Source organism: Sphingopyxis yananensis (assembly GCF_020687785.1).
In the GTDB taxonomy this organism is placed as follows: domain Bacteria; phylum Pseudomonadota; class Alphaproteobacteria; order Sphingomonadales; family Sphingomonadaceae; genus Sphingopyxis; species Sphingopyxis yananensis.
This window is the reverse complement of sequence record NZ_JAJEWI010000010.1, coordinates 141,964-168,791: the sequence shown is the minus strand read 5'-3', so window position 1 is coordinate 168,791 and position 26,828 is coordinate 141,964. Positions and strand designations below refer to the sequence as shown.

16 protein-coding genes are annotated in these 26,828 nt (G+C 54.1%); 11 read left to right on the top strand and 5 right to left on the bottom strand.

What is annotated here, in order from left to right:
- Positions 1–82: 82 nt before the first annotated feature.
- From LKO31_RS12325 to rplI, 4 genes are all read left to right on the top strand, one after another.
- Positions 83–1,471, top strand: coding sequence for a Mur ligase family protein (locus LKO31_RS12325; RefSeq protein ID WP_227690865.1), 1,389 nt, complete (start codon positions 83–85; stop codon positions 1,469–1,471).
- Between the two features lie 158 nt (positions 1,472–1,629).
- On the top strand, positions 1,630–1,995 hold the full coding sequence (gene rpsF / locus LKO31_RS12320) for a 30S ribosomal protein S6 (RefSeq protein WP_227690864.1): 366 nt from the start codon (positions 1,630–1,632) through the stop codon (positions 1,993–1,995).
- A 12-nt stretch (positions 1,996–2,007) separates the two neighbouring features.
- Positions 2,008–2,232, top strand: a complete 225-nt coding sequence (gene rpsR, locus LKO31_RS12315) for a 30S ribosomal protein S18 (protein ID WP_227690863.1) — start codon at positions 2,008–2,010, stop codon at positions 2,230–2,232.
- A gap of 13 nt (positions 2,233–2,245) precedes the next feature.
- Positions 2,246–2,857 carry a 50S ribosomal protein L9 gene (gene rplI, locus LKO31_RS12310; RefSeq protein WP_227690862.1) on the top strand — a complete coding sequence of 204 codons (612 nt, stop codon included), beginning with the start codon at positions 2,246–2,248 and terminating at the stop codon, positions 2,855–2,857.
- A 176-nt stretch (positions 2,858–3,033) separates the two neighbouring features.
- Here the strand turns inward: rplI and folE are convergent, their stop codons facing one another.
- Positions 3,034–3,630, bottom strand: a complete 597-nt coding sequence (gene folE, locus LKO31_RS12305) for a GTP cyclohydrolase I FolE (RefSeq protein WP_227690861.1) — start codon at positions 3,628–3,630, stop codon at positions 3,034–3,036.
- Positions 3,631–4,055: 425 nt separating this feature from the next.
- On the opposite strand from folE, the gene LKO31_RS12300 reads away from it, so the two are divergent.
- From LKO31_RS12300 to LKO31_RS12290, 3 genes are all read left to right on the top strand, one after another.
- Entirely contained in the window at positions 4,056–6,710 is a 2,655-nt protein-coding gene (locus tag LKO31_RS12300; RefSeq protein ID WP_227690860.1) for a TonB-dependent receptor, read from the top strand.
- 251 nt (positions 6,711–6,961) lie between these two features.
- On the top strand, positions 6,962–9,442 hold the full coding sequence (locus tag LKO31_RS12295) for a TonB-dependent receptor domain-containing protein (RefSeq protein ID WP_227690859.1): 2,481 nt from the start codon (positions 6,962–6,964) through the stop codon (positions 9,440–9,442).
- Between the two features lie 203 nt (positions 9,443–9,645).
- Complete coding sequence (locus tag LKO31_RS12290; protein WP_227690858.1) at positions 9,646–10,821, top strand: acyl-CoA dehydrogenase; 1,176 nt, start codon at positions 9,646–9,648, stop codon at positions 10,819–10,821.
- A gap of 146 nt (positions 10,822–10,967) precedes the next feature.
- On the opposite strand, the gene LKO31_RS12285 is transcribed toward LKO31_RS12290, so the two are convergent.
- The 3 genes from LKO31_RS12285 to LKO31_RS12275 all read right to left on the bottom strand — a co-directional run bounded on the left by LKO31_RS12285 (position 10,968) and on the right by LKO31_RS12275 (position 16,242).
- Positions 10,968–13,457 carry a porin family protein gene (locus LKO31_RS12285; protein WP_227690857.1) on the bottom strand — a complete coding sequence of 830 codons (2,490 nt, stop codon included), beginning with the start codon at positions 13,455–13,457 and terminating at the stop codon, positions 10,968–10,970.
- Positions 13,458–13,658: 201 nt separating this feature from the next.
- The gene (locus LKO31_RS12280) at positions 13,659–14,144 is read right to left on the bottom strand and encodes a helix-turn-helix domain-containing protein (protein WP_227690856.1); all 486 of its coding nucleotides are present in this window, start codon (positions 14,142–14,144) and stop codon (positions 13,659–13,661) included.
- Between the two features lie 682 nt (positions 14,145–14,826).
- The gene (locus tag LKO31_RS12275; protein ID WP_227690855.1) at positions 14,827–16,242 is read right to left on the bottom strand and encodes an aspartate ammonia-lyase; all 1,416 of its coding nucleotides are present in this window, start codon (positions 16,240–16,242) and stop codon (positions 14,827–14,829) included.
- Between the two features lie 535 nt (positions 16,243–16,777).
- Between LKO31_RS12275 and LKO31_RS12270 the strand changes: the two genes are divergently transcribed.
- Complete coding sequence (locus LKO31_RS12270) at positions 16,778–19,138, top strand: arylsulfatase (protein ID WP_227690854.1); 2,361 nt, start codon at positions 16,778–16,780, stop codon at positions 19,136–19,138.
- Positions 19,139–19,255: 117 nt separating this feature from the next.
- On the opposite strand, the gene LKO31_RS12265 is transcribed toward LKO31_RS12270, so the two are convergent.
- The gene (locus LKO31_RS12265) at positions 19,256–20,491 is read right to left on the bottom strand and encodes a TetR/AcrR family transcriptional regulator (protein WP_227690853.1); all 1,236 of its coding nucleotides are present in this window, start codon (positions 20,489–20,491) and stop codon (positions 19,256–19,258) included.
- A 229-nt stretch (positions 20,492–20,720) separates the two neighbouring features.
- Here LKO31_RS12265 and LKO31_RS12260 point away from each other — a divergent pair, with 229 nt between their 5' ends.
- From LKO31_RS12260 to LKO31_RS12250, 3 genes are all read left to right on the top strand, one after another.
- Entirely contained in the window at positions 20,721–23,036 is a 2,316-nt protein-coding gene (locus LKO31_RS12260; protein WP_227690852.1) for an arylsulfatase, read from the top strand.
- Between the two features lie 49 nt (positions 23,037–23,085).
- Positions 23,086–25,515 carry a TonB-dependent receptor gene (locus LKO31_RS12255; RefSeq protein WP_227690851.1) on the top strand — a complete coding sequence of 810 codons (2,430 nt, stop codon included), beginning with the start codon at positions 23,086–23,088 and terminating at the stop codon, positions 25,513–25,515.
- Between the two features lie 346 nt (positions 25,516–25,861).
- Entirely contained in the window at positions 25,862–26,800 is a 939-nt protein-coding gene (locus LKO31_RS12250) for a formylglycine-generating enzyme family protein (RefSeq protein ID WP_227691238.1), read from the top strand.
- Positions 26,801–26,828: the final 28 nt, after the last annotated feature.

Here is a 26,828-nt window from a genome sequence, read left to right as displayed (position 1 = left end):
CAGCAGCGTTCCTTTGGGTGTAAATGACAAGCTGCGCGCCAGCACAGTTGCAAAGCAAGATATAAGGCCATAACGCCGCAGCATGGCGGAAAACAATTGCTATTATTTTTGCGGCATCGGCGGTTCGGGCATGTTCCCCTTGGCGATGATCTTGGCAGCACGCGGGGCACAGGTCGCAGGGTCCGATCGCGGCCATGACCAAGGACGGTCAGCCGACAAATTTCGCTGGATGCAGGATCGCGGTATCGCGCTTTATCCCCAAGATGGCAGCGGCGTCCAACGCGGCCAGACACTCGTCGCCTCCGCCGCCATAGAAGATAGCGTGCCCGACATTGCGGCGGCAAAGCGCCTCGGCCTGCCTCGCATGACCCGCGCCGAATTAAACGCAGCGCTCTTCAACGCTGCCCAACATAAAGTGGGTATTGGCGGCACCAGCGGAAAATCGACCGTCACCGGTATGATCGGCTGGATATTGGAAAGCCAAGGCCGCCGCCCTACGGTGATGAACGGCGCCGTGATGCGCAATTTCTCTGGCCCCGCCAACCCGTTCGCCAGCGCCTTGGCGGGGGACAGCGCCACCTATGTCAGCGAAGTGGATGAAAGTGACGGCAGCATATCCTTATATCAGCCCAGCATCGCTATCGTCACTAACATCAGCTTGGATCACAAAAGCTTAGAGGAATTGCACGCCCTGTTCGGCGATTTTGCCAGCAAGGCCGACACGGCCATCATCAACGCCGATGACGCCGAATCCGCGCCCTTGCTCCTTGCTAATAATGTCGTCAGCTTTGGCTTTGCGGACAGCGCCATGATGCGCGGCAGTGACTTTACGCCCTTGGCAGGCGGCAGCGCCTTTACCGCATCTTATCAAGGCCAAAACGCCAAGGTCCGCCTCGCCATGCCGGGCCGCCACAATGCCGCCAACGCCCTTGCCGCTATGGCTGCGGTCGCGGCGCTCGGCGTCAACCTAAACGACGCAGCCACCGCCTTGGCCGATTTCAAAGGCCTTGCCCGCCGCTACGAAGTCTTGGGCGAAGCAGGCGGCGTGACCGTCATCGATGATTTCGGCCACAACCCCGACAAAGTCGCCGCCACATTGTCGGCGGCCAAGGATGTCGCGGGGCGCTTATTGCTGTTCTTCCAGCCGCATGGCTATGGCCCCCTGCGCCAAATGGGCAAAGAGCTAGCAGCCAGCTTCGCACAAAGCATGGGTGCGGACGACAGGCTATATATATGCGACCCTGTATATTTCGGCGGCACCGTCGACCGCAGCATCGGCAGCGACACATTGGCCAGCGGCATCAACGCCTTGGGCGGCCATGCCGAACATATTGCAGCGCGTGATCAGTGCGGCGAAGCGATGCTGCGCACCGCCAAAGCGGGCGATCGTATCATCATCTTGGGCGCGCGCGACGACAGCCTCACCGAATTTGCCGCTATATTGCTGGAAAAGCTGGCCGCCCGCGCTTGATTAATCCCTTCGAATCTGTATAGGGCGCTGTCATTCATGGCGAACTGCGAAGTTTCGCCCTGTTATTACTATGCGCCTTAACCCGCAAAGTGAGACGACAGCCGGAGGGGCCTGTGATTGGCGCAGGTCAGCGATCGGCCAAAGGAAGGAAGCGCATCATGCCGTTTTACGAGCATGTGTTTATTGCGCGTCAAGATCTGAGCCAAGCTCAGGTCGACGCGCTGGCGGAAAGCGTCGCCAACATTGTTACGGAATTCAAGGGCACAGTCCACAAGACTGAAACTTGGGGTCTGAAGCAGCTCGCTTATAAAATCGCAAAGAACCGCAAGGGTCATTATGCGATGGTATCGATCGAAGCTCCTGGCGAAGCCGTTGCTGAAATCGAACGTCAAGCTGCGATCAGCGAAGATATCATCCGTTGGCTGACCATCCGCACGGACGAGGTCGAAAAAGGCCCGTCGGTGATGATGCGCAAGCAGGAACGTCGTGGCGGCCGTGGCCGTGACCGCGACGGCGAAGAATAAGGAGCGATTAACATGGCACGACCCTTTTTCCGTCGCCGCAAGACCTGCCCCTTCAGCCAGAAGGATGCACCGGTCATCGATTTCAAGGACGTACGTCTGCTTCAGGGTTACCTGTCGGAGCGCGGCAAGATCGTTCCTTCGCGCATCACTGCGGTATCGACCAAGAAGCAGCGTGAGCTGGCCCGTGCGATCAAGCGCGCGCGCCACATCGGCCTGCTCCCCTACATTGTGAAGTAAGGAGGGCTTACAGATGCAAATCATCCTGCTCGAACGTATCGAGAAGCTGGGCGCTATCGGTGACGTTGTTACCGTAAAGAATGGCTATGCTCGCAACTTCTTGTTGCCGAACAACAAAGCCCTTCGCGCCAATGACGCAAACCGCAAGCTGTTCGAAGCCAACCGCGCCAAGATCGAAGCCGACAACGCTGAACGCCGCACGGCTGCTGAAGGCCGCGCTTCGGACATCGAAGGCACGCAAATCGTTCTGATCCGTCAAGCATCGAACACCGGCCAGCTTTATGGCTCGGTTGCTGTGCGCGACATCGTGGACGCATTGGCTGAAAACGGCGTTGCTGGCATCACCAAATCGATGGTGGAACTGGAACGTCCGATCAAGTCGCTGGGCCTGACCGACGTTAAGGTCAAGCTGCACGCTGAAGTTGCGATCACCATCGGCGTGAACGTTGCACGCTCGCCTGACGAAGCAGAAATGCAAAAGCAAGGCATCGACGTCATCCAAGCGATGTTCGAAGAAGACCAAGCAGAAGCTGCTGCTTCGGCTCTGGAGCCTGACAGCGAAGACGAATTCGACGGCGAAGCCGTTGAAGGCGAAGTTGCTGCTGAAGAAGCAAACGAAGCCTAATCCCTTCGTCGCTTTCGCGAATAAAAGAAAGGCCCTGAAACTTGGTTTCGGGGCCTTTTCTTATGCTTGTTGTGCGCGCGCCAGCGACCAAAGCGCGCATAAAAATGGGCGCAGAGCGATAATGCCCCGCGCCCATCTGGTCATTCCAGCGGGGCCAGCGCCCCACCTTAGATGATTTAATAGCCCATCAGGCTCAGCACTTCTTTACGGCTACGCTGATCATCCAAGAAACAACCTAGCATCCGGCTGGTCACCATACCAACGCCGGGCGTCCGTACGCCCCGCCCCGTCATGCAGCCATGTTGCGCGTCGATGACCACCGCCACACCTTGGGGCTGTAAATGCTCCCAAATACATTGCGCCACCTCGGCGGTCAGGCGCTCTTGAACCTGTAACCGGCGCGCAAATCCATGAAGCACGCGCGCCAATTTGCTAATCCCAACCACGCGGTTTCGCGGCAGATAAGCGATGCTCGCCTTGCCCGTAATCGGGGCCATATGATGCTCGCAATGCGACTGAAACGGAATATCGCGCAGCAAGACAATCTCGTCATATCCGCCAACCTCGTCAAAGGTTCGTGACAGATGCACCGATGGGTCCTCATCATAGCCCTGACAATATTCTTTCCACGCCCGCGCCACGCGGCGCGGTGTGTCACGCAACCCTTCGCGGCTGGTGTCTTCGCCAGTCCAGTGGATCAGCGTCCGCACTGCCTCCAACACATGATCCGGCACCAATATCTTGCCATCCGTATCCAATTCCACGGGGTCCATTCCACTACCCTAACTGTTGCTAACTTGCCGCACATCTCGGCCTTTCAGCACAAATAAGCAACCCCATAGCAAAGAGATCGCTCTGCCGAAATTGGGTTTTACGCCACGGAAAGCTGCGCTTTTCGTCGATAATTTTCCCAAAATTTATTTAACCACTAGATAGATAACAAGTCGCTTGACGGCGCAAACAACTAAGAGCAACCTAAGTGTGTTACAAAGATCATAGAAATGATCAGTAACCCAATAGGTCAGTGTGTTTCCCCAACACTGACGGGAGAGGATCAAGCCAGCATAGCTGGCGTCAGGGAAAGAAAATAAAACTGGTACTTAACCAGTCCTTGGCGCTCGACTGTTTGAAACTCATCCCTGCAAGATTGTTGTTGGACGGCATGCACAATGAATGCAGCCAAACAGGGAGGTTGGATATGAAGTTTAAGGCGCTCATTGGAACTTCAGCACTGGCGATGGTCGTTGCGACGCCCGCCTATGCACAAAATGACAGCACCATCGACGATAATGTCATCATCGTCACTGCAACGCTCCGCGCTGCCAACGTTCAAGATATTCCGATTGCTGTCACAGCGGTTAGCCCCAATGAACTGGAACGCCAAAACGTGCAGGACATCCGCACATTGGGTTCTATCACCCCCAGCTTCAACCTCCAATCCTCGCAAAGCGAAACACAGGGCACCTCCATCCGTATCCGGGGTGTCGGCACCACGGGCAACAACACCGGCCTCGAAAGTTCGGTCGGCGTGTTCATCGACGGCGTATACCAGTCCCGCCCCGGCGTGGCCTTGGGCGACTTGCTCGACATTGAACGTTTGGAAATTCTTCGCGGCCCGCAGGGCACGCTTTTCGGACGCAACACCTCGGCTGGTGCGCTAAATATTACGACCAAACGCCCAAACCTCAGCAAGGTTGAGGGCTTTGTGAACGCCAGCTATGGCAATTATGACTATTACGGCGTTCAAGCCGGCGTCAGCGCGCCCTTGGTCGAAAATACGCTGGGCGTGCGCATCGCGGGTGCCTATCGCAAGCGTGACGGCACATTGAAAAGCGTCAACAGCGACGCCGAAAGCAGCACGCGTGATCGCTATGTTGTGCGGGGCCAAATGCTGTGGGAACCCAGTGCAGACGTTAGCGTCCGCATTATCGGCGATTACGCCGAAACCGACGAACAATGCTGCTCCGTCGTCATCCTGCGCGAGACGGAATTGCAAGCTCTTGGAGCCTTTGCGGCCTATGGCCTACCTGCCGATGGCGGCGTAAAGGCCAGCGGCCCACTGGCGCTTCGCAACATGCGCTCGAACGACATGGGCTTTACCAACAAAACCAAACAATGGGGCGTTTCGGGCGAACTGAAATGGGGCCTCGGCGAAAATGCCGAACTGACCTATATCGGGGCTTATCGTCAATTTAAGGCGCGATCGACGCAGGATAGCTTCGTCGGTCTTGACGCTTATCACGTCGAACCCATCACCATGACCAATGGCGAAACACCGCAAGGTGGTCGCAACCGGACGATGAGCCATGAACTCCGCCTGCAAGGCAGCGCGTTTGACGACAAGCTCGACTGGTTGGTAGGCGGATATTATTCCACGGAAAAAATCCGAGAAATCCAATCCATGAGCTTGGGTGCGCAATATCAAGCCTATGCCGCTACCCAATTATTCGCGGCACTCAATGGTACTCCTGCAGGTCAAGCGCTGGGCGGATTCCTTGGCACATTGGGGACCAATCCTCTAATCGCCATGACACGGCTGGCTCAAGCCCCGAATCTGGCTGGCCTTGGCGCGACTACTGGCATCAACTCGTCGGGGAGCTATGGCGTCAACCGCTTTACACAAGACTCTGAAAACTGGTCCATCTTCACGCACAACACCTTCCATATCACCGACAACATCAGCCTAACCCTAGGTGCGCGCTATGTTGACGAAAAGAAGGATGGCACATTTAAACAGTTGGAAGGAAACTCCGCCGCCTGCAATTCCATTGTCAATGGTTATCAGAATCTACGAAATAATCTGTCAACTGTAGGTGTTCCAGGAAACCCGACAAATTACACGGAACAAAGTATGCTCAACACCCTTACGGGTGCGGCCGTGGCCCTGAGCTGCTTCCCCTTTGCAACACAAGTCACGTCGGCTAACCCCGCTGTGCTTCCAGCGTCAATTTTGATCCCCCGCGAATTTGACCGCCGATTTAAAGATGATGAACTTACCTATACAGGTCAGATTGCCTATAATAACAATGCGGGTCTTTTGGCTTACGCTAGCTTCTCGCATGGCTTTAAATCCGGCGGTTTCAACCTCGACCCAGCCTCTGCATCTGTGGCTTCGGGCGGCGACCCACGCTTCCGGTCGGAAAAAGTCGATTCCTATGAAATCGGGATCAAATCCTCGCTGTTGAACAACAAGCTCACTGCGAACCTTGCCGTCTTCCATATGAACATGACGGATTTTCAGGTGTTGGAATTCACCGGCACCCAATTCCAAACCTTTAACGTCGCGGCTGCGAAATCCACTGGTGCGGAACTGGAACTTTTGGGCCGCTTTCATCCCTATATGACCGTCAATTTTGCCTTGGCTTATACGGATGCGCGCTATCCCAAAAATTGTGATGACGGTGTGCCGGCTGGCGTCTTGGCAACGGTTAAGACACTCTGTGGTGAGCAACTCACCAACGCGCCGAAATGGGCTGGTGTCACAGGTATTACCTATGATGGCCCGCTCAACAGTTCGGGCTGGGGCATGTTGGCCAACGTCAACGTGAATTACAGCGGCAAGCGCCGTACCAGCACGACACCAACCGAAACGGCCCCAATGGTTCCAGGCGGCCCGCTCATTCCTTTGCCTTTCGATTGGCAGGAAGATTATTTCAAAATCAACGCTCGCCTTGGCTTCACGACGCCAGATGAGAAGTTCACTTTTGAAGTGTGGGGAACCAATCTGTCGAACGAAATCACACGCGGCATCACAGCCAACGCCCCGCTGCGCGGCGGCAACGGTATGCGCGGCCGCGTGGCCTTCCCAGAAGAGCCTCGCACCTATGGCGTAACAGTTCGCTCACGCTTCTAATCCAGCAACCTTAGGGTCGCTTAATAGAAGGAAAAATGAAAAAGGCAGGGAGAAATCCCTGCCTTTTCTTATGCTCCACATTCATACTGTTACGACACCCCCGATCAATCCCTTATATGTTCATCGAAACGACTAACGGATTTTTTGTCAAAAAAGTCGATAATGCGAACAATTCGCAATTGACAGTTTATATGAACTCGGCCAAATGCACCCCAAGTGGAAATGATAAGCATTCTCAATAGGGGTTATTCATGAGTTTCAAGACCCGTAACGGGCGTCGTCAGACTTGGCTTGTTCGCAGCAGCATAACGGCACTAAGTCTTGCCTATTGCACCACCGCAGCTCTTGCAGACGAATCTGCTGATGCTAGCGGCGGCAATGACATCGTCGTCACCGCAGCGGGCTTTGAACAAAAAATCACCGATGCCCCCGCCAGCATCAGTGTTATCTCTGCGGAGGAGCTAGAAGGCCGTCCCTATGTAACGCTGCTGGACGCTGTTCGATATTTAGAAGGCGTCGACATCGGCGAAACCCGCGACAAAACAGGCCAAGGCACCATCAGCCTGCGCGGCATGGGTAGCGATTATACCCTGATCCTGATCAATGGTCGCCGCCAAAATAATAATGGCGACATCTATCCCAACAGCTTTGGTGGCAATCAGTTTAATCATATTCCACCACGTGACTCGATTGAACGGATCGAAGTTATCCGTGGTCCAGCGTCGACCCTTTATGGCGCGGACGCCATGGGCGGGGTGATTAACATTATCACGAAGCGCAATTTAGACCGCTGGAATGGTTCCATGACGGTCAGCCGTACCTTTGAAGGCAGCAAAGAATATGGCAATGACACCACGGCTGATGCCTATGTAAATGGGCCTTTGATCAAAGGCTTGCTGAATCTTACTGCACGAGGGAGCTGGTATAAGCGTGACGCATCCAACCCCAGCTATACGTCCATCACCGATCCGAACGGCCTGCCGATTGATCGCTCATTGGGCTTTGGTGGCGGCGGAAAAACGGTCGACAACGAAAACTGGTCCGGTGGGGTCAGCCTAACCCTGACTCCAACAGACAATCAAACCATCACCTTTGATTATGATATATCTCGTCAGAAATATGACAATGCTATCAAGATTAATGATGACGGCGTTGAAGAATATCCAGTAGGCACCGTCGACAATTACGGTGCCATGCTGCGCGTTGGCAGCAACGGTCGGATTGAACCGCGTGCAGGCTATGCCCCGACGCAAGAATTTTCGCGCGATAGCTGGTCGGTTACCCATCAAGGCAATTGGTCCTTCGGCAACAGCCGCGTGACTTTGTCGCATGTTTCCACCAACAATGATGGCCGCACCCTGCCCTTCTCGGTTACCGAGCGGCAGAGCCTGCAAGGTCTTTGGAACACAGCTTGCGTGAACATGGGTGGCAGTGTGACCACCGCAACAGGCTATTGCCGCATCCAAAGCGTCCCAGGCTATGCCAATCAAAATGTGTGGAACAATTTGTCAGAAGCCCAAAAGCTGGCAATCTTCCAAAACAATCTGACGCCCCAGCAATATCAAGCCCTGCAAGGCTATCTGCCTCGGCCAAAGCGCACGTTGGAAAGCGAACAATATACATTAGATGCCCAGATGGACATGCCCTTCAATTGGGGCGGCCAGCATAATCTGGTGGTGGGCGGACAATTGATCCGTGGAAAATTGAACGACAGTGTTTTTGGTTTGGAAACGAACGACGCTGGCCGATCACAAAAGCATAATATGTGGTCATTATTCATTGAGGACACCTATCGTCCCATCGAGGCTTTCGCCATCACAGCAGGTGTGCGCTATGACGATCATGAAGTGTTCGGCAGCCATGTCAGCCCGCGCCTATATGGCGTGTATAATATTTCCAGCCAGTTCACGTTAAAAGGCGGCGTGAGCACAGGGTTTAAAACACCGAAAACGACCCAACTTTACGACGGTGTGGTTGGATTTGGTTCGCAGGGGACATCCCCCATGTACGGCAACCCCAACCTAAAACCGGAAACGACCGTCAGCACCGAAGTCGCTCTTTATTGGCAGCATCCTGATGGCCATGGTTTTAACGTCACAGCATTTCACAACAGCTTTGACGATAAAATCGCCAATCAGCCGTGCGGCCCCAATGAAGTACAAGAGTGCGCAAGCCCGGGCGCTTATGAAGAAATTGGCTATAGCCCAAGTTCTACGCGCGCGACCAACATCGACAGGGTCGTGATCCAAGGGATTGAAATTTCTGCCCGCGCAGCTCTGACCAAGGATTTGCGATTGCGTGCAAACTATACGTTGACCGACAGCGAGCAAAAAAGCGGCGCTCAGCAAGGTCTTCCATTGGGGGAAAGCGCCCGCCACATGGCCAACGCTTCGCTGGATTGGAAAGCCACAGACAAGCTCAGCTTCCTGCTTAGTGGGCAGTATCAATCCAAGCGCTATCGCTCTGTGCATCCGGTAACGGGTGAGGCCCTCACCTATCGCCCTTATCATATTGTCAATTTGGGCGCAGCCTATGAAGCGACCAAGCAAATCACGCTGAACGTCCGTGTGAATAATTTGCTCAACAAAGATTATACAAGCTATCGCACAGAGTTCCGTGACCTGAACGGGGACGGCCTCTATGATGGCACCAATGAAACCTTATTCTATGATAATTATAACAACAAAGACAAAGGCCGCAGCCTTTGGGTCAGCATGAACGCACGTTTCTGACCTTTTAATATATAAGATCAAAAAGGGCTGGCCGCTGACATAAGCGGTCAGCCTTTTTTTCATTCTCATCAGGTCCAAGCCGCCATCACCGAAACGGAAAAATCAACTGACCAACAATTGTCTTGTCGCTGACAATCGGCAACATATGGTGGCAAAATCCATATCGGTGCAAAACGTACCGAAGCCTTAAAAAGGGATAGAGGGTGCAGACATTCGATTGGGCCGATCCATTGCTTTTGGACGATCAGTTAACCAGCGACGAACGCATGATCCGCGATACCGCGCGCAGCTATGCACAAGATCGCTTGGCACCGCGCATTATCGAGGCTTTTGCCAATGAAACCACCGACAGCAGCATTTTTCGCGAAATGGGCGCGCTGGGTCTGCTTGGTCCAACAATCCCTGAAACCTATGGCGGCGTGGGGGCATCCTATGTGGCCTATGGCTTGGTCGCGCGCGAAATTGAGCGGGTCGACAGCGGCTATCGTTCGATGATGAGCGTTCAGTCCAGCCTCGTCATGTATCCCATCTATGCCTTTGGCAGCGAAGAGCAAAAACAGCATTATTTGCCCAAATTGGCCCGCGGGGAATGGATTGGCTGCTTTGGCCTGACCGAACCCGACGCGGGTTCCGACCCTGGTGGCATGCGGACAACCGCTACAAAAACAGCCCGCGGATATCGGCTAAATGGTGCCAAAACGTGGATATCCAATGCGCCCATTGCGGACGTCTTTGTGATTTGGGCGAAGTCCGATGCCCATGGCGGCGGCATTCGCGGCTTTGTGTTGGAAAAAGGCATGGCGGGCCTGTCTGCGCCCAAAATTGAAAATAAGCTCAGCTTACGGGCATCGATTACCGGTATGGTGATATTGGATGATGTCGATATTCCCGAAGACGCCATCCTGCCCGATGTGCAAGGGTTGAAAGGTCCATTTTCCTGTCTCAACCGCGCTCGTTATGGCATTAGTTGGGGGAGCATGGGGGCCGCCGAATTTTGCTTTCATGCCGCCCGCCAATACACATTGGACCGTCATCAATTTGGCCGCCCCTTGGCCGCGACCCAATTGGTGCAAAAGAAATTGGCCGATATGGAAACTGAAATCGCCTTGGGCTTGCAAGCCAGCTTGCGGGTCGGCCGGTTGATGGACGACGGTAATTTTGCGCCAGAGATGATTTCCATCATCAAACGCAACAATGTCGGCAAAGCATTGGATATCGCGCGGGTCGCCCGTGACATGCACGGTGGAAATGGGATCAGCGGCGAATATCAAGTCATGCGGCACGCCATGAATTTGGAAACCGTGAACACCTATGAAGGCACACATGATGTTCATGCCCTGATATTGGGCCGCGCCATTACGGGTCTGGCGGCTTTCTAAAGGCGCGACATTTGGGTTTCAAGGCGTTGCTGTGGGACAACGTAAAGAGGCAAAGGGGCAAAGGTACAAATGCGCCATTCCCACGGCACGCCCCACATGACGGCGTTACACCTGCCATAAATGCTGTTCATCCGATGGCGCTGTGATCAAAATTTCTTGCGTATAGTCACACGGATGATCCGCCCGACGGGGTCAATGTCATCCCGCCCAAATCCTATTGGCACGCTATTGTCATCGCGCACGACCCGACGATATTGGCGGGTCAGATTTTGGACGTCCAAGCTGACCCGCAAGCCCTTTAGCCACGCTTTACTTTTCCATTTATCCGGCTCTATAAATGTTGATAAATTCAAGGTTAAAGGCGGCTTGAACCGCAACGCCCCTTGCCCTGATGTTGCTTTTAGTCGCCCGCCGCTGGCCCAATTTCCTTGCAATGTGACGCCAATACCAGTTCGCGATACGCCGATCTGCCCCGATACATCATGGCGGCTCTGCCCGCTTTCCTCGCCCAATTGATCAATCTCGGGCAATCCCTCATGGATCAGCAGTCGCGATTTCAGGCGCATATTATGGGAAAGCGAGGCTTGGACAGTCCACGCCGATTCCAGCCGCGTGTCTGGCGCGCGCCCAACGCCGCCCACTTCACTGGACGCTGGCACCAGCCCCAAAGCAGAACGTTGAGCGCCGATTGTCCCATTCCAAGTGATGCTTTGGTGAAATTGGCTGTCAATTTGGCGATCCAAATTGATCGGCCGCGCATCAATGCGCCGTAAATAGCCATCAGCATCACGGAAAATACGGTCTGAAAAGGCCGCCTCTATCGCTGGCGTTAACTCTGGCAAAGCGGTGATGCCAAATCGCGCCACGCCTTCGCGATATCCGGCCTGATAGGATAAGGTCGAGGTGGGCCGCACGGCCGCGCTCAGCATCATATTGCGGCGCTGTCCACGCCGCAGCGCTGGATTCCCCCCGACAATCCAGATGACATCGGCCATTTCCTGCCGTGCATAGTCAAATATACGCTGAACATTTTGATCAATGGGGCCATCCAATTGCTCGGCCGATGGCGCCGCATCGCTATAGTCCCATGATCCGCGCAGCTGCAGCCACGCAAATGGTTCATAGTTGACGCCCATCGACCAGCTATTCTGCCCGCCACTTCCGCTCATTCGCTGCGTCGACGCGGCGATGTCGAACGTTAAATCGCCCAGTTCAGGCCACAGCCCCTCATCCCCTCGGTTGATCGGAAGATTGAATGCTACGCGCCCCTGCCCTTGCTGACGACGCCTCGTTGGTTGATCCTGACCATTTTGCTGGCGCTCCGTTGATGTATGATTGGCGGAAAAAGACATTGCCAAATTGACGGGACCTGCCGGCAATTGAAACAATTTTCGGTTCACATTGGCCTGAAGCGCCAGCATGTCGCTCCGCCCCTTGGTGGCGCTATTGCTGATCCAGCGGGCATCCAAACCATCCCACGGCAACAATAAAACATCATCCAATTGCTGTTGCAACGCAGATTGATCGACGCCATTTTCGACCATATTCTCGTTCCAACTCCGGTTGGCATTCACGCCCAATGACAATTGCCATCCCGCCACTTTACCGTTCAAATTCAACGAAGCACCGACCGACTGATTTTTACCCTCTACGCGCAGGGCGGGCAGGCCCGTCAAGGGTCGTATGATCCGGACATCATCGCCAAAGGGAGAATCGGCTTGCCCTTCGCGCCACAAAAACTGGGCCATCGCGGGACCGCGCCATGCCATGTTGCGAGATTGATTGGCCCGCAAGTTCAGCGATATCTGGAACGCTCCAAGCGGGCGCGTCACCCCCACGTTCAAGGATGCCGAATGCCGCCTCGGCTGCAAAGTTTCATAGTCACTGGGGTCCATGGGATAAAAATCATCGGCGCTCGCGGCCAAATCCTCTAGGTCCCACGGACCATCATGAGCTGGCAACGCCACCGCCAACAGCTCTCGCCCCAAAATGCCGGACAAGATCGGGTCGACTTCGCCGCCATTCTGTCCAATTATGACGCCTCGCTGATCAAACACCCCATTTCGCCGCGCACCATTTCGGGCGCTTTTCAACAAGGCGCTATCGCGGCTTAAGCGGACATTTGCGTTCCAGCGCCATTCCCCCTGAATAGCGGTGCGCCCTGCCGAAACCCGCTGCCCACTGCTGCCACCACGCGTTGGCTGTTCATACCCCAAATCCATATTCAGGCTGCTAAAACGCCGTTTCAGCACCAAATTAATCACCCGCCCGCCGCCGCTATGCCCATATTCGGCGGCGGCCTCGCTCTTTAAGACTTCTAATCTGGTCAAGGCTTCGGCGGGATAGCTGAGGATGGATTGGTCGAAACCAATCGGTTTACCGTTAATCAACAGCAAAGGCTCTTCACCCGTTGGATCAATCCATGGCGCGGCACGTTTCAACAACTGGTCAATCGATTCCGCGCCAAAGCCAGAAATCTGCGCCTCATCTATTTCTCTGTCCGCAGCAACGCGTGCTTGGCCGTGACGTTCAGCCGTCACAACAATGTCGTTGCTGCTGGCCGCATCCGCTTGATCCGCCGACGGATTGGGCAGCGTCGCAGCCAAGCATAGCATCAAGCCGGATGCACTTGTCACGCCGCCATTCCAGCCCATGATATGCGCAGAAAATCACATCGGATCATGACCAACTCATCCTCCCCCGCCAAGCGCACATGATGCGTCGGTCCAAAGACAATGCTGATCAAATTCTATTGGAAGACCAGAAAGGAACAGAAAAGACCTGCCCCTAATGACGCCAATATGGCAACACTTATGCCATAACGGTCAATTTTTCTTTTAATCGGATCGAGGATTATAGCTTTTAAGCGTATCGCCATCCAATTCCTTCAGCAGCATTTCCATGGCATCCATCCCTATGCGGGACAAAGAAACCACCACCCGCCGCTGATCACTGGGATCTCCCGTCCGGCATAAAAAACCCGACTTTTCTAATCGTGCGATAATCCGCATAGCGGTTGCAGGACATTCCCCAGATGCAATGATTGCCTGCTTAACATAGACATCTGTCTGCTCCGCCGTACCAATATATAGTTCCAGCATGACGTCCCATGCGGAATCACGGAACAAGTTGCGCGGCATAATTTTTGCAATATTCTGCCTTGCAACCAATAAACGGCGCGCCGCAGCAACATAGACTTTGCGCTTCGGATCGATGGATAGCGACAACTCTCTGTTATGATTGACAATATAGTCCATCGCCAGAGTGTCGTCCTCCGGCCAATCCTCTGTATAGTGAGAATTGGGTGCAGAAAAATTGTCCATCGACGCTGCCCTTCTATACACCGTTCGCCAACGGAACAAGAATATGCAGCCTTATCCCATTGGACCCATTACCGCGCAGCACATGCGTGACATATCAGTCTTCGAAAATCAGATTGATCAAAATTTCAATCAACGTCAATAGAATATTATAATATATCGTTAACATTGTAACGAATAATAGACTTTATTCATAACCATTGCATTGAAAATCAACACCCAATCACCAACGCGGTACATGCAGAAAATTATAAAAATCACATTTTATTTTAGAAATTTAATAAGATTATTGCAAAAATGGCACTATTTATAATAATCACAACACAATGCTAATATATTAAGCCAACATCTTAACCGGCTACATCATCAGCGGCGAAGCGTTACCCAATTATCGGGTCCAACATTGTCCTGACATCATAAAAAAGAGCCTCCCTGCTCACATGGGATGCTGATGCTTCACCGCGAAACAATCAGCACGGCAGCCCCGTCTTATTGGCACGCCTGCCGTTACGGGTCGCACTCTAGGCGGTGACGCAAAGGGTTAGGCTGCCCCTCCACCGCCCGCCTCGCAGCTTCGCAGGTGAAGGGGGTGGCGGGAAAAGGCGTTAATCCCCGTGGCAGAGCCCTAGGGAGCGCCGCACGGCGGCGACAATCCCTATTCAGCGCCACGAGGACCATTTTCCTGTCAGGTCATCAAATATTGCCGGATGAGCCGGTCAGCCTGTTCTGGCAACAACAGACGCAAAGCATCGGCAATACCGATCTTGGTTTCGATCATCGTGCGGGCCACACGCGATGCATTAGCATAGCCAATGTCGGGCATCAAAGATGTCACCAAAGCGGTGCTGCCTTGCAGGAGTTGAGCCGTACGAAATTCGTCGACCCGAATGCCATTGACGCAATTTTCAATCAGCGTGTCCATGCCCGTAATCAGCGCAGAACAGCTTTCATACAATGTCCAGATGATGACGGGTTCCATCGCATTTAACTGCAACTGACCAGCCTCTGCCGCAAAGGTCACCGTGGTATCGCCGCCAAATACGCGGAAGCAAATTTGGTTCATCACTTCGGGAATAACCGGATTCACCTTGCCCGGCATAATTGACGAACCTGGCTGCATTTGTGGCAGGCACAATTCGCCGATACCCGACAAAGGTCCGCTGGACAGCAAACGCAAATCATTGGATATTTTGCTCAGTTTAGTCGCCAAACGCTTTAACAATCCGCTGTAAAAGACGAACAGGCCGGTATCCCATGTCGCCTCGATCCGGTTGTGCGATGGCGTGATCGCCATATCGGCCACTTGCGCCAAATTGGGGACAATATGGTGCATATAATAATCCGTCGCCCCAACACCCGTGCCAATTGCCGTGCCGCCCATATTCACTTGCATGAACAATGGCTGCATTTCCTCGATCCGCGCCACATCGTCGCGCAGCGTGTCGGCAAAGGCCTGCATTTCTTGCCCCACCGTCATCGGCACGGCATCTTGCAACTGGGTCCGTCCCAATTTCGGGATATGGTGAAATTCTTCGGCCTTGCGCTCAAAGGCTTCGACCAATCGCAACGTTGCGGCCGCCAGACGCCGGTTCATCTGAACCACCGTCAACCGGATAGCCGTGGCATAGACATCATTGGTCGACTGGCATTTGTTGACATGGTCCTTCGGGCTCATATGGGCATAGTCACCGCGCTGATGCCCCATGATTTCCAGCGCCCGATTGGCAATGACTTCATTCGCATTCATATTGGTCGAGGTTCCTGCCCCGCCCTGAATCACATCCAAGCAAAATTCGCTGTGAAGCTTGCCAGCCAAAATTTCATCGCAGGCCGCGACAATGGCAGTCGCCTGATCATCCGACAAATCTCCGGACACCAAATTGGTTTGCGCGGCGGCTTTTTTAATCCACGCCAACGCCATTAACAGTTCCGGCATCGCCGAAATTGGGGTCCCGGTAATCGGAAAATTGCGGATCGCCCGCATCGTTTCGGCACCATAATAGCGTTCCGCCGGAACAGCCACTTCGCCCAGAAAATCATATTCAATCCGTGTAGCGGAATCTGCCGTATCGACAGGCAGATCTAGAACAACATCGGTCATTAGGCGCCAACTCCTCTTACGCCAGTTTTACGGCGCGCCCAACGCGCCGCATTGATCCGATACCAAGTCCTCGAAATTTTTCATGCTATAAAATTAGGATTTGCGTGACCATTCATGGCAAATAGAAGATGAATCCGGCAGTATTATTGCAAAAAACCATATTTTCTAAGAATAAAAAATATTGAAATTATCGGAAAATTCAGTTTCATTTTTGCCAAAACATGCCTTGAAAATCACTCTGCGGTGCTTTTTAGGGATCATATAAACAGAATCAGCCGCGCATCGCCGCCCAGACGCCGCCTGTCAAAATATAATATTTAAAGCGCCCGCTCAGACGGCACAAATGACTATATTCCAAAATGCCATGCCGTCCCGCCGATGGGTATGCAGCCTCGCGCGATCAGTCCCAGACGCTACCCCCAAGCCCTTCCCAACGTCGCTTCTCCTTTATCCGCCCATAGACTTCGCCAACGCTCCGCTGCTTGATTTCAGCATCATCACATAGTACGAGATCGTCCAGTATTGGGAGATCATCATGCTTCATCGGTTTAAAAATAACGTACAACGCGCACGCGCCCTGCCTTATTGCGCGCTGATCGCGGCGCTGGTCGCGGCACCTGCCAGTCAAGCAGAAACGACCGAATTCAAGGGCGTCATTGGACAAACCTATGCTGATTCCACCGCAGCCTTTCCCAAACCCGTCGAGGCACCAGCAGGTGCCCCCAACATCATCGTGGTCATCACGGATGACGTAGGCTTTGGCGCGGCGTCCACCTTTGGCGGCCCTGTCCCGACACCGAATTTGGATCGCTTGGCTGCACGCGGCCTAATCTATAATCGCTTCCACACCACCGCCATGTGCTCGCCAACGCGCGCAGCCTTGCTGACGGGGCGCAACCATCACGCGGTTGCCAATGGCATTGTGGCCAATCTTTCAACCGGCTTCCCCGGCTATCACAATATCATGCCCAAAAGCGCCGCCACCGTCGCGGAAACCTTGCGCCAAAATGGGTATAATACGGCGATGTTTGGTAAGCATCATAACGCACCCGAAGCGCATGTTTCGCCGGTCGGTCCATTCGACATGTGGCCAACGGGTCTGGGCTTTGAACATTTCTTTGGTTTCATGGGTGCGGAAACCAACCAATTCACCCCGGCCCTTTATCGTGGAACCGAAGCGGTACCGACCTTGAAAGACGGCGTGCTGGACAAAGCCTTGGCGGACGACGCAATCCATTGGATACGTACACAAAAATCCGTTGCCCCCGAAAAGCCATTTTTCGTATATTATGCAACTGGTTCAGCCCATGCGCCGCTGCAAGCGCCAAGCGATTGGATCCAAAAATTCCGCGGAAAATTTGACGCTGGCTGGGACAATGTCCGCGCGAATACGCATCGCCAGCAAATAGGTCAGGGCTTGATTCCGAAAGGGACGGTCAGCAGCCCCCGCCCCGAAGGCATTTTGGCATGGAACGCGCTCACAGCAGATCAGCGCAAAATCAGCGCACGTATGATGGAAGTCTATGCGGGGATGCTGGCCTATCAAGATGATCAATTCGGACGGATATTGAACGAAATCGAACGTATTGGTGTGGATAAGAACACCCTGATCATGTTCATTCAAGGGGATAATGGTGCAGCACCCGAAGCGGGCCAAGTGGGCAGCACCAACCCCATGGCCAATTTCGCCAATGACATGAAGGAAGATGAAGCCACTTTGCTGGCAAAGCTGGACGAATTTGGCGGACCAAACAGCGTCGCGCAATATGGTTTTGGTTGGGTATGGGCGACCAACTCCCCCTTCCCAATGGCCAAACAAATTGCGTCCCATCTGGGGGGCACCCGCAACGGGCTGGTTCTGTCTTGGCCCGACCGGATTAGCCAGCGCGGCATTCGTTCGCAATTCACCCATGTGACGGACATCACGCCCACCATCTTGGAAGCGGCCGGAATAGAGGCCCCAGCCGTGGTAAATGGCGTCCCCCAGCAACCCATGAACGGTGTCAGCTTTGCGTACAGCTTCAATGCGCCCACGGCGGCAGAACGGCATGACACACAATATTTTGAAATGATGGGCAATCGTGCGCTTTATCATCGCGGCTGGCTGGCCTCGACAACGCCAGAGACGGAGCCTTGGAAGTCGGTGAACAGCAGCAAATTGCCATCCGAATATGGATGGGAATTATATGATTTGACCAAAGACTTTTCCCAGTCGAACAATTTGGCAGCAAAATATCCCGAAAAGCTGCGGGAAATGCAGTTGAAATTTGATCAGGAAGCCAAGGCCAATCAGGTTTACCCGCTCGACAATCGCTTGACGATTGAACGCTTCACCGCCGCCGCGGCGCTGGTGCCAGACCGCCGCGTTTATCAATATTGGGGCGCTGGAATCTCCATTCCGTCGGTCCGTGCAGCGCCGCTGCTGGGCCGCAGCTTTACCATCAACGCCGATCTTGTCCTGCCGCAACAGCCGGCTGACGGCGTTTTGCTCGCGCTCGGCAGCCGTTTTGGTGGGTGGAGCTTTTACATGAAGGATGGCCGCGTCCATGCGTTAATGGCTGCATCGCATTTGGATGGTGACCAGTCCCAAATCTCTTCCAACCAAGCCTTGCCTGCTGGAAAACATAAGGTCAGCATCGAGTTCCGCTACGACGGTGGCCGCAATGCCGGTGGTGAGATGCGCTTGCTGGCCAATGGCCAAGAAATCGGTCGTGGCCGCATTGCACGCACCATCTCCAAATTGCCGGAAATGACCGACACATTGGACATCGGTTTTGACGCGGATACGCCAGTCACCAATGCCTATACATCGGGCGGTCGGTTCAATGGCGAAATTGAAAAGGTCGAAATATTGGTCGGCCAGCCAGGTCGGGCTGGCCTGAGCACCGATCAATAATATCGCGCGCACGAAAGAAGCGAACGAAAGAACATGCCGATGGCCGGATGCGTCCGGTCATCGGCATGATTGCATGACCAACACAATAACCGCCGCAGGGAAGCAAGCGGACCGAAGCTAATGACTGCGCAACAATGGCAAGGTCATAATCTTGGCGGTTTCGCGGGATAATTTGATTTTCTCATCCACGCTAAGCGGCGCAGCAGAGGTCAGAAAACGCACCCCAAATGTCGCCAATGTGTGAAAGGCAACCACGCATTTCTCGCACGGCGGATGACCCAAATATTGCTGATAAATCGCCGTCAATGGCGGGATCACCCGATCAATCTGCCCATCATAAAAGGCCCGCGCCAAATCTGGAACGCGATCAGCCTCTTCGATCAACAATCGATACATCGCCAGATTATGGTCCTGTGCATGGCCATCCATCAATTGCCGCGCCAGCAATTGCAGCCCATGTTCGAAGCCATCACCCCGCCCGCTTTCGAGCGGCGATTGGCTACTGCGTTTGACTTCACGTTCCACGACAAAACGAAAAAAACCGTCCTTATCGTGGAAATTGCGATAAATCGTCGCCCGACTGACACCCGTTAACTCGACCAAATGGTCGATACTCATTCCGTCAAACCCATGCTCGAAAAACAGCAAAAGCGCCGTACTGCACAATTCGTCAAAACGATCTTTTGCCAAACGCATGGATGGCGGGCGCTCGCCGCTCCGCAGATGATCACCGACATTTTTCGCTTGCGCTATGGGCTCTTGATGACAATCACACCCCTCCAGCACCAATTTCGTGCTCCACTGCGCATTATCGCGGCGCCTGTCATCGTCGGGCCAGCCAAAGCCCATATAGGCGCGTGTACCTTGGGTCGCGACACCGGCTATTCGGGTGGCAACATTCAAGGGGTCCATAGCATGCAGGTCAATTTTCCCTTGGTCCTGCAACGCTTCCAAATAAACCTGCAAAGGCCTTGCGCCGTTGCGGCGGCTTTGATGCAAGCTGTCAGCCAATGCTGGCAGACGCCGATAGGCCAATATATTGGTTCGCATCATGCCATAAACCGGCAGACCCGCATTTTGGTGTATCATCTTTAAGATATAATCCGATATCACTTGGTGCACGGGCTGATCGGACGGAAGGTCGTCAAGAGGCTGTACAACGATATTGGATCGCACCACTTCCGAATATAGCTCTTCTTTATTTTCAAAGAATTCATAGATGGCTTGCTTGCCCACCTTGGCACCAGCAGCCACCTGATCAAGCGTACATCCGTCATAACCACAGTTTAGAAAATAATCTGTGGCTACGCTCAGGATTTTCAGTCGCTTATCTTCTGCTGAGATTCGTTTCATCGCTATTATTTAACCAATCTCATCCTGCGAACCACGCCATTTCGCCATAGCCTATTGGCAAAGTCAACCACAGCCAATTGCCTCGTCATGCACATCGTTCATGCGCCGCACCCAACGATGGATGGGGCGAAGAGCGCCGCCATCGCTGGCCGCATAACTATCTTGTGTTCATTTTACGATACTGTATAGTCTCGTATTTAAGATATCGTCGAAGAATCAGGAGAGGCGCGTGTCGCAATCATTTTCCAAAAAAGCTGTGGCCTCGCTTTTGGCGCTCAGTTGCAGCCTAGCGGCCCAGTCTCATGCCGCGACCACGCCCCCCTCTCCCGAAGCTGCGTCGGACCCTGCACCGCAATATCGACGCACCGCCCCCGCGGGTGCGCCCAATGTCGTTTTGGTGCTGCTCGATGACGTCGGCTTCGGCGCAAGCTCGGTCGTGGGCGGACCGGTAAACACCCCCGTCCTCAATGAATTGGCGGGCCAAGGCTTGCTGTTCAATCGTTTCCACACCACGGCCATTTGTTCCCCCACCCGCGCATCTTTGCTGACAGGCCGCAACCCCCATGCCGTCGGCAATGGCGCAGTGATGAACTCATCGGATGATCGCCCCGGCTATGCGGGGTTCCGCGACCGCGACACGGCCACCCTAGCCATGATTTTGCGCGAAAATGGCTATGCGACGGGGGCCTTTGGCAAGTGGCACCAAACACCCGATTGGGAATTATCCCCTGCTGGCCCCTTTGACCGTTGGCCGACAGGCGAAGGTTTTGACCAATTTTACGGCTTTCATGGCGGTGAAACCGATCAATTCGAGCCGACCCTGTATCAAGGCACCACGCCCGTCATGCGTCCCGAACAAGCGGATTATCACCTGAGCGAAGATTTGGCTGACCGTGCCGTCAACTGGATGCGCAATGTGCAGGCCGGTGCGCCCGACAAGCCATTTTTCTTATATTTCTCGGCTGGCGGCATCCACGCCCCAATTCAAGTTCCCAAGCCGTGGATCGAAAAATATCGCGGTCAATTTGATCAAGGGTGGGATCGCTTGCGCGAAGAAAGCTTTGCGCGCCAAAAAAAGCTGGGCGTTATTCCGGCCAATACCAAGCTCACCCCGCGTCCGGAGGCCTTGCCTGCATGGGACAGCCTGAGCGCCGAGGAAAAGAAATTTTCGTCCCGCTTGATGGAAAGCTATGCTGGCTTTCTAGAACATACGGACACCCAGCTTGGGAAGCTGGTATCGGAGCTGAAAAGTAACGGCCAATTTGAAAATACGCTGTTCATCTATGTGGTCGGCGATAATGGCGCCAGCGGTGAAGGCGGCCTGCACGGCAGCCTTGACTATATGGGCGCCTTGACCGGTTTCACGCCCAAACCCGACGCGAAAACTTTCGCCCGCATCGACGAAATCGGCACCGCCAGCACCTATGCCCATATCAATACGGGCTGGGCATGGGCCACGAACACCCCGTTCCAATGGACCAAAACCATTGCGTCGCATTTGGGCGGAACCCGCAATGCATTGGTTGTAAGCTGGCCCGAAAAAATCAAAGATAAAGGCAGCATCCGCAGCCAATTCGGCCATGTTAATGATATTATGCCCACGATTTTGGAAGCGGCGGGCATTGATGCGCCCGACAGTTTCCAAGGCGTGAAACAAAGGCCGCTAAACGGCGTCAGCCTGCTCTACAGCTTCAATGACGCCAAGGCCCAAGAGCGTCACGACACCCAATATTTTGAAGTATTTGGGCACCGCGCCATTTATCATAAAGGATGGCTGGCTTCGGCGTTTCACCATCGCTATCCATGGGAAGCCTTTGTTCTTCAACCCAAGGACATGGCCGACGACCAATGGCAATTATTTGATTTACGCAGTGATTTTTCACAATCGCGCGACTTGGCCGCACAAAACCCACAAAAGCTAGAACAGCTAAAGCAATTGTTCATGGCCGAAGCCGCCGCCAATCGGGTGCTGCCGCTGCGCGGGCAACAATTGTCAAAAGGCAGTTTGCCCGACCCCTCCTATGGCCGCACGAAAATGACCTATCGCAGCGGCACGATTGGAATTCCCGAAGTATCCTTGCCGCGGCTAGCTGGTCAGTCTTGGTCGATCACCGCGGACATTGATTATGCCAAGGACGGCAAAGGCGTGATCGCGGCCTTGGGCGGCGCTGACGCGGGTATGTCTTTGTTCATCGACGAACAGGGCGTGGCCCGATTTGTCTATAAGCTTTTCGACGTGAAAACAGCCACGCTCGCTGCACCTTCACCTTTTGCGGCAGGGAAAAACCGCGTGAAGGTCGACTTCCAATCCGACGGGCCAGGTTTTGCCAAGGGTGGAAAATTATCTTTGTGGGTCAACGGAGCGTTGGCCAGCGAGGATATTCTGCCCGCCACCGTCCACCAATTCTCCATTCATGAAACCTTTGGCGTGGGGCTGGATAGCGGAGCGCCCGTCGCATCTTATCCACAGGATCAACCGCTTGGTTTTCCTAACAAGAATTTCAGTATTGATGGAGTGACCATCGAAACCCGCAAAGCCGGATAATCCAATTTTCAACCAATGAAAAAATCATCATAAACAGGGGCCAAGACATATGAAAAAGACGAATAAGGCAAAGCTGTCGCTCGTGCTGGCGGCTTGTACAGCCTTGACGATGCCCGGACTAGCTTTGGCTGCCGTGCAATCCAGCGAAGATGAAAATTCCTCCGCAACAAGTGACGCAGAAACCGCCACCTTCGACGGAGCCGATATTGTTGTCACAGCGTCGCGTCGCAGCCAAAGCTTGCAAGATGTTCCCATGAGCGTGGACGTGGCGACCGGCGAAACATTGTTAAAACTGAATATCTTGGACATGAAAGATGTCCAGAAACTGTCGCCCGGCCTCCAACTGAGCAACAGCAGCGGCCGCAGCAACACTGCGACCTTGCGCGGCGTAACCTTTGACCCCGACCAAGATTCATCGCCGTCGGTGGACCTCTATCTGAACGATGTGCCCGTTGATGCGCAGACCGCATTTTCGGCCATTTATGATATTGAACAGATCGAAGTCCTGCGTGGCCCACAAGGCGCCTTGCGTGGCCGCACAGCCCCAGCTGGTGCCATTACCGTGCGTTCGCGCCGTGCTGACATCGACGATATCAGCGGTTATATGCAGGCGACCGCCACCGATCTGAGCGGTTATAACGTTCAAGGCGCCGTATCCCTCCCGCTGGTTGCTGGCACATTGGCGATGCGTGCTGCCGTTTTGGTCGATGGCAATAATCTGAATGGCGTTCGCAACATTCATACGGGCGGCAAGTCGCAGTCCCGCACCCAAAGCGCGCGTTTGTCGCTGCGCTGGCAGCCCAATGCCGATATTGATGCCAATCTGATCTATCAATATCTGCAATCGGACGACCGCTTTGTTCAGCAAGTGATCGGGTCTGGAAACACGCCCACCATCGGCAGTGCGGACCGCTCCGGCCCCGCTTTGGGCGTCAAGGATTATAGCGGCGTTTCCGAAGGCGACCGCCTGTTCAGCAATAACAGCCATTTTGTCACCGGCACGGTGGAATGGAATATGGGCGGCGTCACCTTGTCGGCGCTGGGTTCGTACCAAAACAGCCTGTTGACCCAGCATTATGACCAGGACGCTGGCAACAGCATTCCCAACTATGTCAACGTCAGCACGGTCATCTCGCCCTATAAACAGGTGGTTGGCGAACTGCGCTTGGCGTCGAACAATGACGGTATGTGGAATTGGACGCTGGGCGCATTTTACAGCAAAATGTCGGGTGTTGTGACGCAGGCTCAGCAAGCCAATACATTTTTCGGCAACTTCCCATATGAAGATGGTCTGTACTTGCCCATCGACATGCGCCTGACAGCGCCGCGAAATGACCGAAATATTTCCTTGTCGGCCAGCAGCCGCTTTGAATTCACCTCGGACCTGACGTTCGAATTTGGCCTGCGCTACACAGATCAAAAGAAAAAGCAATTTGCCGACAGCGTCATCAACTCGCCCGGCTTTACCCCCCCGACTGGCTCCACGCTTCCGGCACGTCCGCCCATCAATGGCATGACGTCGCCCTTGGTTCCCGCTCGTTTGGCCGTGGGTCATGGCAAAGCGGTAACGGGCGGCGCAACGCTGACCTATGAAATCAATCGCGATCTGACCACCTATCTGGCTTATGGTCGCTCCTTCCGTCTGGGTTCAGCAGGCGTTGGCGTTCCAGCCAATCTGTCCGACGATCTGGCACGCAGCAATAATGAACGGTCTGACGCGGTGGAATTCGGGATCAAAGCATCCTTGCTCGACCGCCGCGTGACCGCCAATATCGCCGCCTATTACCAAAAATATGACGGCTATATGGCGCGCATTCCCTATGTTTTTTATGATTTCGGGGTACGAAATAATTTGGGTCAACCCGTCGGTGCACCGGATGGCATCGTCGACGGCGTTTTCCCATCGGGCTTCAACTATAATGGCGATGCTGTTGTAAAGGGCATCGAAGCTACGATCACGGCGCGGCCAACATCGAATTTCGACCTGTCGATCGGCGCTGCTTATTCGCATGGCCGCTTTGACAATGCGTCCTTGCCTTGCAACCAAGTGGACACCAATGGCGCGCCGATCATCGTCGGTTCGGGGAATGTCAGCTATTGCGTCACCAATGGCCGCATCGCCGAACTGCCAGACCTGAACCTGACCAGCAACGCAGAGCTTCGCTTGCCGATGGGCAAAGTCGAACCCTTTATCAGCACCTTGGTCACCTATCGCCCATCCTTCTCGTCATGGAGAAGCGGTTATGATTATGACTCAATCTTGCTGGCCAATATCTATGCTGGTGTACGCGGTCCTGATCAGCGCTGGGAATTCAAAGCCTTTGTGAAAAACCTGCTCAATCAACAGCGGGTCACCAATGTGATCGGCGATGCGCTGATCCCCACCGCCGTGCCTAGCATGACCTATGACAGCGGTTACAAGTTGATCAACGCAACCCAGCCACGCGAATTTGGCGCCACCATGTCATTCTATTTTTGACATATCGCGACTGAGCACGGCTGAAAAGCTTGCATAAAAATGGCTGGGGACGGCGAAAGCTGGCCCCAGCCCATCATCCAGTCCGTCGATACCCAAAAATATGTTCACCAGTCATTATGCTCTGCTTAGTTTTCGAACCATATATGTTTGGATTGCGTCAAACTGGGGGGACATCGATAAGATTTGACAAGCTTTTCAATCAGGTGATTCCATTTGGCCAACCAAGTTACGGATCAGACAAGCGCGCTACCCCAAACAAGAGTCCCGCACGATGACATATAGGAATATCGACCAACATGGTGAACAGGCGCGGGCTGACAATACTTCGTCGCCGAACAATGACGGCATGATTTTCATCGAAGGCGGCACCTTCTTGATGGGGTCTGATCATTATTACCCCGAAGAGCGCCCACGCCGCAAAGTGCGCGTGGATGGTTTTTGGATGGATGAAACCCCCATCACCAACGCGCAATTTCAAGCCTTTGTTGATGCCACCCAATATCGCAGCTTCGCCGAAATTGCCCCTGACCCCAAAAATTATCCAGGGATGCCGCCAGAAATGGCCAAGGCTGGTTCGCTTCTCTTTCGCCCAACCGCTGGTCCTGTTCCGTTGCACGATGCCTTTCAATGGTGGGAATTTTGCTTTGGCGCAGATTGGCAGCACCCCTATGGCCCAGCGTCCAATTTGGACCAATTGGCCGACCATCCGGTGGTCCATATCAGCCTAGCGGATGCCGAAGCCTATGCCGCATGGGCCGGAAAAAGCCTACCGACCGAGGCGGAATGGGAATGGGCCGCGCGCGGCGGGTTGGACAATGCGGAATTTGCTTGGGGGAATGAACTCAACCCAGATGGTCAAATCCTTGCCAATTATTGGCAGGGTGCCTTTCCCTATCAAAACTCGCTGGACGATGGCTATGAACGCACATCCCCCGTCAAAAACTATGCCCCCAACGGCTATGGCCTTTATGATATGATCGGCAATGTCTGGGAATGGACGTCAGACTGGTATGGCGAGCCTTTGGTGGAAAATAAAACCGATGGCCGCTGCTGCGTCCCCAGCAATCCGCGCGGCGTCGCCGAACAGGACAGCTATGATCCTTGCATGCCCGACATTCCGATCGGCCGCAAAGTGATCAAGGGCGGGTCGCATCTGTGCGCCGAAAGCTATTGCCAACGCTATCGCCCGGCGGCCCGTCACCCCCAAGCCATTGATAGCAGCACTAGCCATGTTGGCTTCCGCTGCATCCGGCGTTCATCGGATGTCGGGGCGGCTGCGACCTGACGCTTGCAAACGCCATCGGGCCATGGGC

Excerpts from the sequence above, each read along its gene's own strand:
- LKO31_RS12325 (WP_227690865.1), top strand. The coding sequence starts at position 83 with ATGGCGGAAAACAATTGCTATTATTTTTGCGGCATCGGCGGTTCGGGC.
- rpsF (WP_227690864.1), top strand. The coding sequence starts at position 1,630 with ATGCCGTTTTACGAGCATGTGTTTATTGCGCGTCAAGATCTGAGCCAA.
- rpsR (WP_227690863.1), top strand. The coding sequence starts at position 2,008 with ATGGCACGACCCTTTTTCCGTCGCCGCAAGACCTGCCCCTTCAGCCAG.
- rplI (WP_227690862.1), top strand. The coding sequence starts at position 2,246 with ATGCAAATCATCCTGCTCGAACGTATCGAGAAGCTGGGCGCTATCGGT.
- folE (WP_227690861.1), bottom strand. The coding sequence starts at position 3,630 with ATGGACCCCGTGGAATTGGATACGGATGGCAAGATATTGGTGCCGGAT.
- LKO31_RS12300 (WP_227690860.1), top strand. The coding sequence starts at position 4,056 with ATGAAGTTTAAGGCGCTCATTGGAACTTCAGCACTGGCGATGGTCGTT.
- LKO31_RS12295 (WP_227690859.1), top strand. The coding sequence starts at position 6,962 with ATGAGTTTCAAGACCCGTAACGGGCGTCGTCAGACTTGGCTTGTTCGC.
- LKO31_RS12280 (WP_227690856.1), bottom strand. The coding sequence starts at position 14,144 with ATGGACAATTTTTCTGCACCCAATTCTCACTATACAGAGGATTGGCCG.
- LKO31_RS12275 (WP_227690855.1), bottom strand. The coding sequence starts at position 16,242 with ATGACCGATGTTGTTCTAGATCTGCCTGTCGATACGGCAGATTCCGCT.
- LKO31_RS12270 (WP_227690854.1), top strand. The coding sequence starts at position 16,778 with ATGCTTCATCGGTTTAAAAATAACGTACAACGCGCACGCGCCCTGCCT.
- LKO31_RS12265 (WP_227690853.1), bottom strand. The coding sequence starts at position 20,491 with ATGAAACGAATCTCAGCAGAAGATAAGCGACTGAAAATCCTGAGCGTA.
- LKO31_RS12255 (WP_227690851.1), top strand. The coding sequence starts at position 23,086 with ATGAAAAAGACGAATAAGGCAAAGCTGTCGCTCGTGCTGGCGGCTTGT.
- LKO31_RS12250 (WP_227691238.1), top strand. The coding sequence starts at position 25,862 with ATGATTTTCATCGAAGGCGGCACCTTCTTGATGGGGTCTGATCATTAT.